19 protein-coding genes are annotated in these 12,322 nt (G+C 41.0%); 17 read left to right on the plus strand and 2 right to left on the minus strand.

Annotated elements, in window-relative coordinates:
- Positions 1 to 12: 12 nt before the first annotated feature.
- The 17 genes from HMPREF0645_RS10600 to HMPREF0645_RS10685 all read left to right on the plus strand — a co-directional run bounded on the left by HMPREF0645_RS10600 (position 13) and on the right by HMPREF0645_RS10685 (position 11,420).
- Positions 13 to 2,214 (plus strand): DNA methyltransferase, encoded by a 2,202-nt coding sequence (locus tag HMPREF0645_RS10600; protein WP_044123601.1) that lies wholly within the window; start codon positions 13 to 15, stop codon positions 2,212 to 2,214.
- A 203-nt stretch (positions 2,215 to 2,417) separates the two neighbouring features.
- Positions 2,418 to 3,071, plus strand: coding sequence for a hypothetical protein (locus tag HMPREF0645_RS13010; protein WP_007175005.1), 654 nt, complete (start codon positions 2,418 to 2,420; stop codon positions 3,069 to 3,071).
- A gap of 25 nt (positions 3,072 to 3,096) precedes the next feature.
- Positions 3,097 to 3,531, plus strand: coding sequence for a DUF6633 family protein (locus HMPREF0645_RS10610; RefSeq protein WP_245544026.1), 435 nt, complete (start codon positions 3,097 to 3,099; stop codon positions 3,529 to 3,531).
- Between the two features lie 162 nt (positions 3,532 to 3,693).
- Positions 3,694 to 3,984 carry a hypothetical protein gene (locus tag HMPREF0645_RS10615; protein WP_007175007.1) on the plus strand — a complete coding sequence of 97 codons (291 nt, stop codon included), beginning with the start codon at positions 3,694 to 3,696 and terminating at the stop codon, positions 3,982 to 3,984.
- Positions 3,985 to 3,988: 4 nt separating this feature from the next.
- Positions 3,989 to 4,450: a class I SAM-dependent methyltransferase gene (locus tag HMPREF0645_RS10620; RefSeq protein WP_044123581.1), complete on the plus strand. Its 462-nt coding sequence runs from the start codon at positions 3,989 to 3,991 to the stop codon at positions 4,448 to 4,450.
- 40 nt (positions 4,451 to 4,490) lie between these two features.
- Positions 4,491 to 4,754, plus strand: a complete 264-nt coding sequence (locus HMPREF0645_RS10625; protein WP_007175009.1) for a hypothetical protein — start codon at positions 4,491 to 4,493, stop codon at positions 4,752 to 4,754.
- Positions 4,755 to 4,759: 5 nt separating this feature from the next.
- On the plus strand, positions 4,760 to 5,530 hold the full coding sequence (locus HMPREF0645_RS10630) for a hypothetical protein (RefSeq protein WP_007175010.1): 771 nt from the start codon (positions 4,760 to 4,762) through the stop codon (positions 5,528 to 5,530).
- Positions 5,499 to 5,774 carry a hypothetical protein gene (locus HMPREF0645_RS10635; RefSeq protein WP_007175011.1) on the plus strand — a complete coding sequence of 92 codons (276 nt, stop codon included), beginning with the start codon at positions 5,499 to 5,501 and terminating at the stop codon, positions 5,772 to 5,774. Before HMPREF0645_RS10630 ends, HMPREF0645_RS10635 begins: the two co-directional genes overlap by 32 nt.
- Positions 5,775 to 5,787: 13 nt before the next feature.
- Complete coding sequence (locus HMPREF0645_RS10640) at positions 5,788 to 6,186, plus strand: YopX family protein (RefSeq protein WP_007175012.1); 399 nt, start codon at positions 5,788 to 5,790, stop codon at positions 6,184 to 6,186.
- Position 6,187: 1 nt separating this feature from the next.
- Complete coding sequence (locus HMPREF0645_RS10645; protein ID WP_007175013.1) at positions 6,188 to 6,502, plus strand: hypothetical protein; 315 nt, start codon at positions 6,188 to 6,190, stop codon at positions 6,500 to 6,502.
- Positions 6,499 to 6,876: a type 1 periplasmic-binding domain-containing protein gene (locus tag HMPREF0645_RS10650; RefSeq protein ID WP_007175014.1), complete on the plus strand. Its 378-nt coding sequence runs from the start codon at positions 6,499 to 6,501 to the stop codon at positions 6,874 to 6,876. The genes HMPREF0645_RS10645 and HMPREF0645_RS10650 overlap by 4 nt, the downstream gene beginning before the upstream one ends.
- Positions 6,877 to 6,901: 25 nt before the next feature.
- Positions 6,902 to 7,177, plus strand: coding sequence for a hypothetical protein (locus tag HMPREF0645_RS10655; protein ID WP_007175015.1), 276 nt, complete (start codon positions 6,902 to 6,904; stop codon positions 7,175 to 7,177).
- 20 nt (positions 7,178 to 7,197) lie between these two features.
- Positions 7,198 to 7,749: a hypothetical protein gene (locus HMPREF0645_RS10660; RefSeq protein ID WP_007175016.1), complete on the plus strand. Its 552-nt coding sequence runs from the start codon at positions 7,198 to 7,200 to the stop codon at positions 7,747 to 7,749.
- 166 nt (positions 7,750 to 7,915) lie between these two features.
- Positions 7,916 to 8,263 (plus strand): hypothetical protein, encoded by a 348-nt coding sequence (locus HMPREF0645_RS10665; RefSeq protein ID WP_156777916.1) that lies wholly within the window; start codon positions 7,916 to 7,918, stop codon positions 8,261 to 8,263.
- 427 nt (positions 8,264 to 8,690) lie between these two features.
- The gene (locus HMPREF0645_RS10670; RefSeq protein WP_007175019.1) at positions 8,691 to 8,978 is read left to right on the plus strand and encodes a hypothetical protein; all 288 of its coding nucleotides are present in this window, start codon (positions 8,691 to 8,693) and stop codon (positions 8,976 to 8,978) included.
- A 343-nt stretch (positions 8,979 to 9,321) separates the two neighbouring features.
- On the plus strand, positions 9,322 to 10,095 hold the full coding sequence (locus tag HMPREF0645_RS10680; RefSeq protein ID WP_007175021.1) for a hypothetical protein: 774 nt from the start codon (positions 9,322 to 9,324) through the stop codon (positions 10,093 to 10,095).
- A 248-nt stretch (positions 10,096 to 10,343) separates the two neighbouring features.
- A complete protein-coding gene (locus tag HMPREF0645_RS10685; RefSeq protein ID WP_007175022.1) occupies positions 10,344 to 11,420 on the plus strand; it encodes a P63C domain-containing protein in 1,077 nt (358 codons plus the stop codon).
- Positions 11,421 to 11,434: 14 nt separating this feature from the next.
- On the opposite strand, the gene HMPREF0645_RS10690 is transcribed toward HMPREF0645_RS10685, so the two are convergent.
- Both HMPREF0645_RS10690 and HMPREF0645_RS10695 read right to left on the minus strand, forming a co-directional pair.
- Positions 11,435 to 11,806 (minus strand): hypothetical protein, encoded by a 372-nt coding sequence (locus tag HMPREF0645_RS10690; RefSeq protein ID WP_156777917.1) that lies wholly within the window; start codon positions 11,804 to 11,806, stop codon positions 11,435 to 11,437.
- 62 nt (positions 11,807 to 11,868) lie between these two features.
- Positions 11,869 to 12,294 (minus strand): lysozyme, encoded by a 426-nt coding sequence (locus tag HMPREF0645_RS10695; protein ID WP_007175024.1) that lies wholly within the window; start codon positions 12,292 to 12,294, stop codon positions 11,869 to 11,871.
- Positions 12,295 to 12,322: the final 28 nt, after the last annotated feature.

Consider the following 12,322-nt stretch of genomic DNA (forward strand, 5'->3'; position numbering starts at 1 on the left):
AATATGGCTAATATGGAATATCTTGACTTTCTTAAAAATAAGCAAGTGAAAATTAATAAAACAGGATTCGAGATAGACGAAAAAGAATTGAATCCTATGTTGTTCGACTTTCAAAAGTATTGCGTAAAACAAGCACTGTCAGTTGGAAGATACGCTCTGTTTGAAGATTGCGGACTTGGAAAGACGATACAGCAACTTGAATGGGCATCGCAGGTGATGAATCACACAAACAAACCTGTGCTAATATTGGCTCCACTGGGTGTCATTTCACAGACTATTAAAGAAGGATGCAAGTTTGGGTATGAAGTTGTTGAAATAGCTCTTACAGTCTTTGACCAAGATCTCAAGAAAGGCATATACATCACCAATTATGAAAATATGGATAGTATTGATGCCTATCTATTCAGTGGCGTTGTACTGGATGAGAGTTCCATATTAAAGAACTTCACTGGAAAGACAAGACAGCAATTAATTGATGACTTTTACGAAACGCCTTATAAGCTGTGCTGTACAGCCACTCCTTCACCAAATGATGTCACGGAGCTGTGCAACCATGCAGAGTTTCTGAATGTGATGTCAAGAAATGAAATGCTTGCGATGTATTTTGTGCATGACGGGGGCAATACTTCGTCATGGAGGTTGAAAGGACATGCAGAGACTTTGTTCTGGGACTTTGTATCGACTTGGGCTGTGATGCTCACATCTCCAACTGATATTGGATTTGATGGCTCTGGATATGTCCTTCCAAATTTGAATATTAACGAGGTGTTTGTCGAAACCAAAAAGCGTGATAATGGTATGCTGTTTAATGATATGGCAGTAACAGCAACGACATTCCACAAAGAACTAAGATATACTCGTAACGAACGTATGGAAAAGGTTGCGGGAATGGTAAACAGATCCGATGAACAATTTATTGTGTGGATAGGACATGATGAAGAGGGAGAATTATTGCGTTCACTAATACCTGATGCTATTGAGGTTAAAGGGAGTGACAGCAAGCAGTACAAGAAGGACAATTTGCTTGGATTTGCCGATAAAAAGTTCAGGGTACTTATAACGAAGTTAAAGATTGCACAATTTGGATTAAACTATCAGAATTGCCACAATCAAATTTTTGCTTCGCTTGACTTTTCATTCGAGTCTACCTATCAGGGAATAAGACGTTCATATCGTTTTGGGCAGACAGATGATGTTAATATCTATCTGATAATAACAGATACTATGCAGAATGTTAGAAGCTCAATTTTGGAAAAGCAAAAATCGTTTGTGGATATGCAGCATAAAATGAGTGAAGCGACAAGCAGGAATATAAAACAGATAGCTAAACTTACAAAAATGGAAATAGAGAAAAATTATAAATCTGAACATTGCGACATACGTCTTGGCGACTGTGTACAACTTATAAAAGATATACCAGATGAGAGTATTGGGTTTTCTATATTTTCACCTCCTTTTGCAGAATTATACACTTACTCTGACAAACTGGAAGATATGGGTAATAGCAAGGACTACAAAGAGTTTTTTATGGCTTTTGATTTTCTTGTTAAAGAGTTATACAGAGTAATGTGGAGCGGTAGAAATATAGCTGTACACTGCATGGACTTGCCTATTCAGAAAAGCAAAGAGGGATTTATCGGGCTGCGAGACTTTTCAGGAATGATAATAAAATCGTTTCGAGAAGCTGGCTTTATCTATCATTCACGTGTTACGATATGGAAGAACCCTGTTACGGAAATGCAGCGTACAAAGGCACTGGGGCTACTTCATAAGCAGGTAAAGAAAGACAGTGCTATGAGCCGGGTGGGCATACCTGACTACCTTTTAATATTCCGCAAGGATGGAGAGCACGCTCATCCTGTTCATTGTGGCATTGATGTGGATACATGGCAGAAATACGCATCTCCGGTTTGGATGGATATAGATTACTCCAACACATTGAATGCAAGAGCTGGCCGTGAAGGATCTGACGAGAAACATGTTTGTCCGCTACAGCTCGACACGATTAAGCGTGCTATTACACTTTGGAGTAATGAAGGAGATACCATACTAACGCCATTTCTGGGCATTGGCTCTGAAGTTTATCAATCAATACTTCTAAATCGTAAAGGTATTGGATTTGAATTGAAAGAATCCTACTTTAACGAAGCTATAAAGAATTGTAAAAAAGCCGAATTTGAGACAAATCAAAAAACGTTATTTGATGCTATATGACAAAATCAGGAATGATAAAACATGTAAAACTTGTTTTAGCTGCTCAAATGCTTACTTGATGCAGTCGTCTATCCATAATCCAATAGTTTCTGATTGTATGAAAACTCACCAAAGAGAAGTGGCAAACACGCCGATAAAGTGTGTGCATTTTGAACCGAGAGTTGGAGACGTAAAGATACATCCCATGGTACCGTGTAGGTGATATGATAAAAATTGATGACAAGTTTACGGAGCAATTCTCTCCCAACGAGCAACTTGCTTTACTAAGATTGCTGTTGATGGCTGATGACGAAGGAATAACAAATATAAGCTACAGAACATTTGCGAGGATGTGTGGAATGACGCTTCAGGTATGTAGATCTACACTTTCTAATCTTATCAAAAAGGGAGAATTAGATGTTGTGACTAATACAGCACATAACCCACAAAATAACATGAAAGGTACATTTGTAATTATCTGTAAATATGATAACTATAGAGTTGGAAAGAAAAAGGTAACACAGCAGACAACATCGAATGTAATTAGCCATTTACAGGCGAAATGCAAAGAACGCGAAAAGGATTTTGAAATTAGTCTTATCCCATTTGTCGTTTCACGTGGTGGTATTTATCAACCAGAGATGATTAGATCTTTCTTCAACTACTGGACGGAAAAGAACAAATCAGGAACGAAGATGCGATTTGAAATGGAAAAGACTTGGGAAACGCAGAAAAGGCTTGTTACCTGGAGTAATAATGAAAAGCAATTTAATAGGAATGAAAAACGAGTTAACAATAATCGAGCATCTACCGCAAACAAGGAAGCAAGCCGTGCAGCTCTTGAAAGACTCGCCGATGCAATATTGGATGAGCATTAACCCAAGAACGGTACAGGATGTTTTCATGGCACCTGAAGTTGGTATAGCGTCTATACGGAGGGAGGTAGGAGAGCAAAGGTTGCAGGCAATGATGGTCAAGTGGGTAAATAGCTTCCTTAACTTCTATTCAACAAATGGGACGATGGATGCCATACAAGTGGCCGAGACCATTAATATGATTATTGACGCTTATCCACATTATACGATATACGATTTCAAACTATTTTTCAAGCTCGCCAAACTTGGAAACTATGGAGAGGTTTATGGCCGTATAGATGGTTCTGTTATTTTATCTTGGCTTCGGAAGTATGATTTGTATCGAGATACAGTAGCACAGAGCGAGAGCATAAAGGAGCAGGAGCAATATAAGGAACTTGCAAAAAGGGAAAAGTCAAACGGGATATATTACAGCGAATACCTGAAACTAAAACAAAAAGAAAATGACACGTCAAGAATATGAGGAACGAAAAAACAACATTATGATATGGATGTATTCGGCATTAACTTCGCACTGCCCAAGAACAGCAAGGGCAAGGGCAAGAGATTTAGCGAGACTTACAGAAGAATATAGCGGGACGCCATATATCGATATATATAATAAACTTTTAGAGGAATATAATCTATGATAAATTTCACGGAGAATAAATATGAGGACAACCACCTCGTGCTGTGCGGCATATACGCCTGCAAAACAGTTAGGAATCTGTGGCTGTGCGTTGTTGATGCGCTGCACTTCTTTAAGCGGCTCATCAAACGTTACCCCTTTGCAGCTTTATTCGTTGTCGTCTTCACTGCGGTGACATTTAGCTACGTGGAGATTGGTAAAGCCAGGGCTGAAAGGGATAAACTATCGCATGAGCTGTATGTGATGAAACAGAAAACAGAACAATTGGAAAACATTAAAAACAGGTAACACTATGAAAAGAATATTAGACGCTTGCTGCGGAAGCCGTATGTGCTGGTTCGATAAGAATAATCCAGAAGCGTTGTTTATGGATATTCGACAAGAAACAACGACACTATGTGACGGGCGGACGTTGGAAGTAAGACCTGATGTTGTCGGTGATTTTCGCAAAATGCCATTTGATAATGAAAGTTTCCATATCGTGTTGTTTGATCCTCCTCATTTAAAAAATCTTGGCAAATCATCATGGATGGCAAAAAAATACGGTCGTCTGTTCCCAACATGGGAAGATGACATCAAGCAGGGGTTTGATGAATGTATGCGCGTTTTGAAGCCTAACGGTGTGCTTATATTCAAATGGAACGAACAGCAGATACGGACTGATAAGATAGTTGAGATTGTCGGACGAAAACCGTTATTCGGTCATACGTCAGGCAAAGGTAATCATACAATTTGGATGTGTTTTATGAAATGATTGGATATGGAAGTATTGACGATTAAATTTATATGAAACTATGAAAAAATATTATTTTACATTCGGTTGCGGCATAGATACGCCACACCGCAAATGCTACCATGTGGAAGTAGCCGAAGACTTTGGAAAGGCAAGGGACCAGATGATTGATAAGTTTGGAATCGAATGGGCATTCCAATATACAGAAGATGAATGGCTCATCAGCCGTGAGTATTACCAAAAATACATTGAATTTGGTCGATGCTCCACACCTTGGCACGAGGGCTTCACGCAAGCGGAAATGTTTAACCTAAAAGAGATATAACGACAATGAAAACAAACAACGGGTGCAAAAGCCAAAACAACAATAAAATCAAGAACGAGACCGAGTTGTTAGAAATGTTTACAGATGGAGATGGCGTCAGAGCATTTACGTATGTTCCATTCCTCCATCCTGTCTACAATGAAGTTTGGGCAACAGAAGGTCATGTAATAATTAGAATTAGCCCAGACAGGCTTAACGGACACTACGAGCCTGTCAAGGGATGTGAAGAACTAAAGCTACCAAAAGTATTAAAACCATGCCATTTATCTTGTACATATAAGGCTATCAGACAGGCGTTGGATGCATGTCCGTTGGTAGATGAAGTGGTAACAGAAGGAAACGAGGAAGAATGCAAGGAGTGTGGTGGTACTGGTGAGGTAGAATGGGAATATACAGATGATAACTTACATACGCATTACCACGATTTCGATTGTCCGATGTGTGGTGGCGATGGCGTGATAACACACAAGAAGGAAACATACACAGGCAGGAAAGTTCACGACGAAAAGGCAGTAATAAAGTTCGGGAATACATTTTTTCGATGGTTTTATCTCGACATCGTGGCAAAGGCTTTGGCGCATATCGGAGCTGATGTAATAAGTATTACGGCAAGCGACCCTTTTGGTATGACAGAGTTTGTATTTGACGGTATCAAGATTGGGATGGCGAGCTTTTATGATAGCGACAGAAAAGGATACAATGCAGAAGTTAAATTAAAGGAAAATGGAGGTGAGGACAATGACAATGGAAAAGAAATACAGACTATTGGAGAATGACACCATTACGGCAGATGGTAGGACTTTGTACCGAATAGAGGCCTTACGAGACTTTGTAGATGTGAAGAAAGGCGACAAAGGCGGATATGTTGAGAGCGAGGATAACTTATCACATGCCGGTAAATGTTGGGTATATGGCGATACTTGTGTGTATGGCAATGACTGGGTACATGGCGATGCTTGGGTATGGGGACATGCTATAGTAAGAGATGGAAAGGTCACAAGCGGAGTAATGGATCACTAAAAGATATACTACAATGGCAAAACGAGAGATACTGTTCCGTGGGTGGAACAAGAAGAACAAAAAGTGGATTTACGGCTACTATTTCACATATCGTGGCAATCATTTTATATCGCCAGATGATAAAGTGAACCCTTTAGATACTTATAAGGACTATGTTGTGGACGCCGACACCGTTGGTCAGTACACAGGGCTGAAAGATGCAAAAGGAAAGAGGATATTTGAGGGGGACATCATAGTGTACAGTGGATGCAATCACACCGTACAATACAATGATGATAGATCGCGGTTTGTAGTTGTACCCGAAGGTTTTGCAAGCATTCAGTTCGACGTCGACCAACAAATGATTAACGAGTGCAAAAATGTTGTAGCCGGAAACGTGCAAGAGAACAAAGAACTTATTAAAACAAAATGACATGAAAGCAAGAATAATAGAAACAGGAGAAGAAATAACGATTATAGGCATCAGTAAAGAATGGGGAACAGCTCAATATTATGGTAGTGATGGAATTTACCGCCAACAAACTTTTAGAGACAAAGAGATAGAGCTTATAGATACTACAGATGCTCTGCCCATTGACTGGGAGCAACGCAGATACGAGATTGCGAAAGATATATTGGTTGCATCATGCAACCAGCTGATTGACGGTGTAAGCATTGCGTCACACGCCCATGATTGTGTGCGGTGGGTAGATGCCCTTATTGAAGAACTAAAAGGACGTAAGGAATGAATAAGGATAAAATGATAGAATGGATTGGTACGCATCATGTTGGTGTATCATCAAAAACGATGTGGGTCGCCCTTATGGAAATACCCAATATAACACCAAACAGTAGTAATTATGATGTACCACACGATGCAGACGATTTTTCACGCTGCTATGACCTATATAGGTTTGCAAAGTTAGATTTGAATGATTTGCGCAAAATAGAAAAGGTTTTCCCATACTGGAAGCCAATCATAGATGTTTGGAGCAACCTTGCCACTGCATACATTGGCATGTGCTATGAACGTGTGTATGATATATTACAAAGTAAACATGATGAAGTAATGAGGCTTAAAGGCTCCAAAAAAGTTTCAGCGAATTGCTGGAAAAGGCTATAAAGCAAATGAAGAAGAAACGATTATTATGTGGAAAGAAATGTTCAATATAATTATCATGGTGTTCAACATGTGTTGCGTGAGCTTTATGTGCATCCTGCTTGCTCGCTGGATGAGCCGCGTTGAAAACAAGGTTCAAAATATTAAGAGCTACCTAAAAGAGGTGCAACGAAAAAACGACGCAATTTACATTAACCAACTATATATCGCACGTGATGAACTGATAAAGGAGGAGCGTTACGAGGATGCGGATAAGATAAACAAGATTATCAACGAAGAAATTAAAAGACAAAAAACTGAATAGAAATAATAAGACAAACAGCTATGGAAATAAAATTAAGCAACGGTGACCGCCTCACAGTCCCGCAGGGCTGCAAGGCAACAGTGAACGGCAACGAGATTATTATTGAGAAAGAGCGAGAGTTCAAAGATGGTGACATACTAACATCAATCTATGATGATATAACGATTATTTTTAAGTGTTATCACAACGATGGTAGCGGAAGAGGTATGTCATATTTCAATACCGAGACAAATCCGGTGAAAGGGCTTGAGAACAAGTGCTGGGATATGGATTCTTTTCGTCAGGCCACCGATGAGGAAAGGCAACGCCTATTCGACAAGATGAAAAAACGAGGCCTCCGTTGGAACGAAGAAGAGAAGCAAATAGAGGAGATAAGGTGGAGAGCAAAGAAAGGTGATAGGTATTGGAAATTATCTTCGGATTTACATATGTTAGGAATGCAAGAAGATAACGATGATTTCGACCAAGATTCTTGGGAATGTGGCAACTACTTCAAAACACAAGAGCAAGCCGAGAGAGCAGCAGAAGCGATAAAAGAGACGTTAAGAAAGTTCCATGAGGAAAACAACTAACAGCAGGAATTAATACTGGTTCGATCCCAGTACTAAATCATCCCAAAAGGAAGTAATGGCCACCGAAAATCAGAGGTGGTTGGTTGTGTTAGAACAATGGGTTAGTTCTGGTTCCTGCTTTATTATAAAAACTGTAACAGACAAACATAGAAAGGACTATAAGGATATGACAAACAACGATATACCAATTTGCATGTCGGAGGAGTACTGGGCAAACTCACAGTTCTTGATAGCGAGATACTATGGTCGGATGAAGATTAACGGACATGAGTTCATCATCGTTAATAAGGACGGTATTGACGTGTTCACATTGTCTGCAATAGCCGAAAAGCAGGGTAAGGAAAAGGCTATCGGCCCGGGCGAGCCTTGCGACCTCGTCAGAAAAGACTTCGTTAAGTATTACAGGAAACTAAGTCGAGATGCTTTTCTTGCTGTGCTAAAAGAATATCCAACTGCAAGTGCAGAAGATCTGAAAAGGGTAATGAGTGGTATAAGTAAAAGGGAGTGCCCGTGAACACCCCCTCCAAGACTACGGCGTTAACACTACGCCTCTACGAAGAAGTGGAAACAAGTACCATTCTTAGGGTAGATAATCTTTCCACCTTTGCGGATGAACTTGCAAAACACTTCACGTATCTCGCCTTTATGCAATTTAGTATTCATGCGGTAATACCTCCCTTCTCGGCGGTTGCAACCAATGCTTAATTGCGTTGGAAGTCGTTGCACTATGCCGAAATGCAACGAAAAGCCCCCAGCACGGGACTGAGGGCGTGTCTTTTCTCTAATAGGCAGAGAGCGGACGGAGAGACGGCATATAGCCGCAGAGGTATTACCTCGTACTAAATTGCTCTACAAAGATAGAGCGTTTTACAGCACGCAACAAATAAATTAACGATTTTAATGAGCAAATGTTAAATATTAACTTATAAAAACCAACAGTTATGTACGCAGTTAAAGGAGACCTCATAGAGGTAAAGAAAGTGAGTGAATCAGAGTATACCGACAAAGACGGTAACACCTATGATAAAGACGAATTGGTGCTGCTTGAGGAAATGGATGCAGATCCAATAGATTGGGACAAAGTACGTATAAATGCGGCGATAGAAACGATGGCGACAATCAGTGCAAGCTATGGAGCTTCCTTGACTCCAAAAGGATCGGCAGAGATTGCAGTTAAATGCGCCGATGCACTTGTAGAGGAGCTTAAAAAAGGAAACGTAAAACAATAAACAATCACAGGCGGTGCACCAACTCATACGATAAAATTATTAAATAGACTCTTTTAAATTAAATCGGTGCGCTGCCTGTTTTATACCAAGCAAATGATACAGGAAATAGAAATCACAGAAAAGAATATAAACGACCTATGGAATCTCGAATGTGTTCATTCGATGATAAAAACAGGAGATGGGTTTGTTCTTGAACTCAATCACCAGGTCACCAACGGATGGGTAGCAAGGAAAGGCGAAAGCCTAAGACAAAATGATAACGGAAAATGGGAAATAGTAAGAAAGGGTAAATAATGAACGAATACGAATACTTGCCTGACTGGGCAATAATCATAGATATGAAATGATAGAGAGAACAACACATACAGTCGCTATTAGACAGGCAGTGGTCAAGGGCGCATGGCAGCATAAGGAAGAATGGGAGCATTGGGCTTCACTATTCCACTGTATCGTCGTACCGATGAACGATGTAGCACTATCGCTACTGAAAGATGCTCACGAGGCATTGAAAGAGTCCAAGAGATACAAACGACTTATAAAGAAAAACGTCAAGGCAGCAGAAATAGCTGGAGACGAATACGAGCGGATGCTCTATGAGGAATCACGAATTAACCGATATGGTGATAGAAGAGGATATCTCATGGACTACATGGACACGTGGCAGGAAAAAATGAAACACGATATAGACATTCTTCGATTCTCGATTAACAGATACGTCAACAAGCTAAACTTAAATGAGGCAGAATTGGCAACAAGTGTTTTCCTTGCTCACGTCATGCTGGAGTATGCATGTGTCTTGTGGGACGCCTTTTGGAAGATGTCGAGAGAAAAGACTGGCAAAGACCTGTCTGATACATTCAGGTCGGCTCGGCTAACAAATGTGCTGAATTATTTTACCGACGTAAGCCATTCGTTTGACCCGGACAACATCGTCAATCTCAATAAGGACAAAGACTGCCAGCTCGCCATGAATATCATTGAGCGCAAGGCCACAAGTGTTGATACCATTAATGCCGTAGGAAAGGCCGCGCTTGGCTATCATAAAGACTTGGTACAATGGGCGGATGAACTGGACAAGAAGAAAACAGAAGAAAAGAATTTTTTTCTCAATCGATAAATTAATTAAACTTAAAGCTCTGGTGAGGGCAAAATGCTCCCAATCATCGTGATGGTGATTGGGAGCTTTCTTGCAAGTTTTGCAAGAGATTGCAAGAAACAACAAATCCCCACTATCCATCACGGACGGTGGGGTAACATAAATTTAAAAACCTCATATTTGAGGCGGAAACAAAATAAAGTTTAATATTTCAACTGTTTATTAAACAAATATTCCTATATTTGCACAGTTAATTAAACTTTTATATTATGAAACATAGGTTAAAGGAGATTCTTCCAAAAATTGGAATGACACAAAAAGAGCTTGCCTCAAAAATTGGAATGACAGAGGTTGGAATGAGTAAGCTGATTAATGGTACAACAACGAAATCCTCACTGGAGAAGATTTCGCAAGCAATCGGAGTAGATTATTCTGAAATAGCAATCGAGGAAAAGATACTTAAAGCAAAATATGGATCGGATAAAACGCCATTACGTCTTGGCAGTTTAGAGTTGCCATGCTACGTACTTGAGGATGGTACACGCGTGTTTTCCGGACGTGGAATGCAGAAAGCCATAGGAGCAACAAGTTCAAGTGGTACATGGCTGTCAAGATTCGTGTCGAGAGACCCTATCAAAAATCTGCTTAGAGAAATTAAAACCGGCGATGGAGATACTTTCCAACGGATGAACAGCCCGATAATATTCAAGAGAAATGATGCAGGAGGCTCACAGTCTGATACGTACGGGTATGAAGCAACCTTGCTTATTGATTTATGCGATGTAATAATTAAAGCCGGCGAATCAGGGTATGATATTCCAGAGAATTATATAAGAAACGCAAATATCATTATCCGAGCCGTAGCGAAAACAGGTATCATTGCATTAGTGGACGAGGCAACTGGGTATGATAAGGAAAAAACAAGGGCTAAAGACGAGCTTCAGAAATTTTTCAATTCATTTCTGCAAGAAGAAGCGGCAAAGTGGGTGAAAACATTTGACGATGTGTTTTTCGAGGATTTATACAAAATGCGCAAATGGACATGGCAGAAGACTTCAAAACGCCCCGGAGTCGTCGGCACATGGATAAAAGAAATTGTATATGATAGGCTGGCTCCTGTATTACCAGAATTGGAGAAGTTAAACCCTAAAAACAAAAGTGGGAACAGAACATACAAGCACCACCAGTTTCTTAGCCGAGATATAGGGTTACCAAGGCTCAGGCAACATCTTGAAGCTGTACATGCCATCGCTGTAATATCAAATTATGATTGGAACAAGTTCATGGTTAATCTTGACAAGGCATATCCAAGGAAATATCAGGAGTTATATTTATTTGACGAATGAGAATAAAACTCAACCTATATCTTATGTACTGACTTTGTCACTCGGATAATGACTAAGATAACGAGCGCGAGCGTGCCACCGATGGCTATACCGCCGAAGTCCATTTTCGCCTGCTCCCACTTGGAGAGTGATTCCTCGACGGGGTAAGGCACACGGATGCTGTCCCTTTGTATCACGGAGTCCGTCTTTATCTTGTACACCTTAATAATCCTGTCCCGCCACCTTATCTTCTCTACAATCGTCGTATCCCCCTGCGTCCTTATAATCACACTATCACGGATAAGCGTCGTGTCAGAACGCAGGAAAGTATCGGTATTGTGGGTGTAGCGGGTGTGGTACTCAGGTACTGTGACGTACTTGGTCTTGCAGGATGTGCAGCATGCCACGCAGACGGTTATTACGAGCAGCGCGTACCAAAACGGGATGTTGAGGTGCTTGATGTAGTTTTTTATTCTACCCATCTACGTGCCTCCCACTCTCTCCTTTTCACCAGCCCGGGTAACACCTTGCCACCCGAATGCACCCACCGCCTGAACTCCGCTTGTATGAGTCTGTCGGGGGCGTGGTGCAGGATGCGCCTGTAGAGCGTTGAGCGTTTGAAGTTGCCCACACCAAGATTAAAGATAAAGCTCACCACGGCATCGTACTTACCCTGCGTGTCTATCGCTTTCATCGTGTTCGGGAACCTGCCCGCCACCCAGAGGTCTTGCTCCAGCATTTCCTCCGCCTGCCGCTCCGTGATGCGTTGCCCCATCTTCACGCCCAGCGTATGGCCGTAACCAATGGTGGGCTTACCTCCCGAGTCTCGATAGGCTCTGAGCCGCAGCCCCTCGAACTCCTTGATTTTCACTATCAGTTGATTACTTGCTTTCATCTTCGTCGATATTGTCGCGCACGCGCTT

The organism is Hallella bergensis DSM 17361 (assembly GCF_000160535.1).
Taxonomy (GTDB): Bacteria; Bacteroidota; Bacteroidia; order Bacteroidales; family Bacteroidaceae; genus Prevotella; species Prevotella bergensis.

What these genes read in the sequence shown, in the direction of transcription:
- HMPREF0645_RS10610 (WP_245544026.1), top strand. Translation starts at nt 3,097, where the DNA reads ATGGCACCTGAAGTTGGTATAGCGTCTATACGGAGGGAGGTAGGAGAG.
- HMPREF0645_RS10625 (WP_007175009.1), top strand. Translation starts at nt 4,491, where the DNA reads ATGAAAAAATATTATTTTACATTCGGTTGCGGCATAGATACGCCACAC.
- HMPREF0645_RS10630 (WP_007175010.1), top strand. Translation starts at nt 4,760, where the DNA reads ATGAAAACAAACAACGGGTGCAAAAGCCAAAACAACAATAAAATCAAG.
- HMPREF0645_RS10615 (WP_007175007.1), top strand. Translation starts at nt 3,694, where the DNA reads ATGATAAATTTCACGGAGAATAAATATGAGGACAACCACCTCGTGCTG.
- HMPREF0645_RS10670 (WP_007175019.1), top strand. Translation starts at nt 8,691, where the DNA reads ATGTACGCAGTTAAAGGAGACCTCATAGAGGTAAAGAAAGTGAGTGAA.
- HMPREF0645_RS10635 (WP_007175011.1), top strand. Translation starts at nt 5,499, where the DNA reads ATGGAAAAGAAATACAGACTATTGGAGAATGACACCATTACGGCAGAT.
- HMPREF0645_RS10655 (WP_007175015.1), top strand. Translation starts at nt 6,902, where the DNA reads ATGTGGAAAGAAATGTTCAATATAATTATCATGGTGTTCAACATGTGT.
- HMPREF0645_RS10600 (WP_044123601.1), top strand. Translation starts at nt 13, where the DNA reads ATGGAATATCTTGACTTTCTTAAAAATAAGCAAGTGAAAATTAATAAA.
- HMPREF0645_RS10640 (WP_007175012.1), top strand. Translation starts at nt 5,788, where the DNA reads ATGGCAAAACGAGAGATACTGTTCCGTGGGTGGAACAAGAAGAACAAA.
- HMPREF0645_RS10660 (WP_007175016.1), top strand. Translation starts at nt 7,198, where the DNA reads ATGGAAATAAAATTAAGCAACGGTGACCGCCTCACAGTCCCGCAGGGC.
- HMPREF0645_RS10680 (WP_007175021.1), top strand. Translation starts at nt 9,322, where the DNA reads ATGATAGAGAGAACAACACATACAGTCGCTATTAGACAGGCAGTGGTC.
- HMPREF0645_RS10645 (WP_007175013.1), top strand. Translation starts at nt 6,188, where the DNA reads ATGAAAGCAAGAATAATAGAAACAGGAGAAGAAATAACGATTATAGGC.
- HMPREF0645_RS13010 (WP_007175005.1), top strand. Translation starts at nt 2,418, where the DNA reads ATGATAAAAATTGATGACAAGTTTACGGAGCAATTCTCTCCCAACGAG.
- HMPREF0645_RS10695 (WP_007175024.1), bottom strand. Translation starts at nt 12,294, where the DNA reads ATGAAAGCAAGTAATCAACTGATAGTGAAAATCAAGGAGTTCGAGGGG.
- HMPREF0645_RS10620 (WP_044123581.1), top strand. Translation starts at nt 3,989, where the DNA reads ATGAAAAGAATATTAGACGCTTGCTGCGGAAGCCGTATGTGCTGGTTC.
- HMPREF0645_RS10685 (WP_007175022.1), top strand. Translation starts at nt 10,344, where the DNA reads ATGAAACATAGGTTAAAGGAGATTCTTCCAAAAATTGGAATGACACAA.
- HMPREF0645_RS10665 (WP_156777916.1), top strand. Translation starts at nt 7,916, where the DNA reads ATGACAAACAACGATATACCAATTTGCATGTCGGAGGAGTACTGGGCA.
- HMPREF0645_RS10650 (WP_007175014.1), top strand. Translation starts at nt 6,499, where the DNA reads ATGAATAAGGATAAAATGATAGAATGGATTGGTACGCATCATGTTGGT.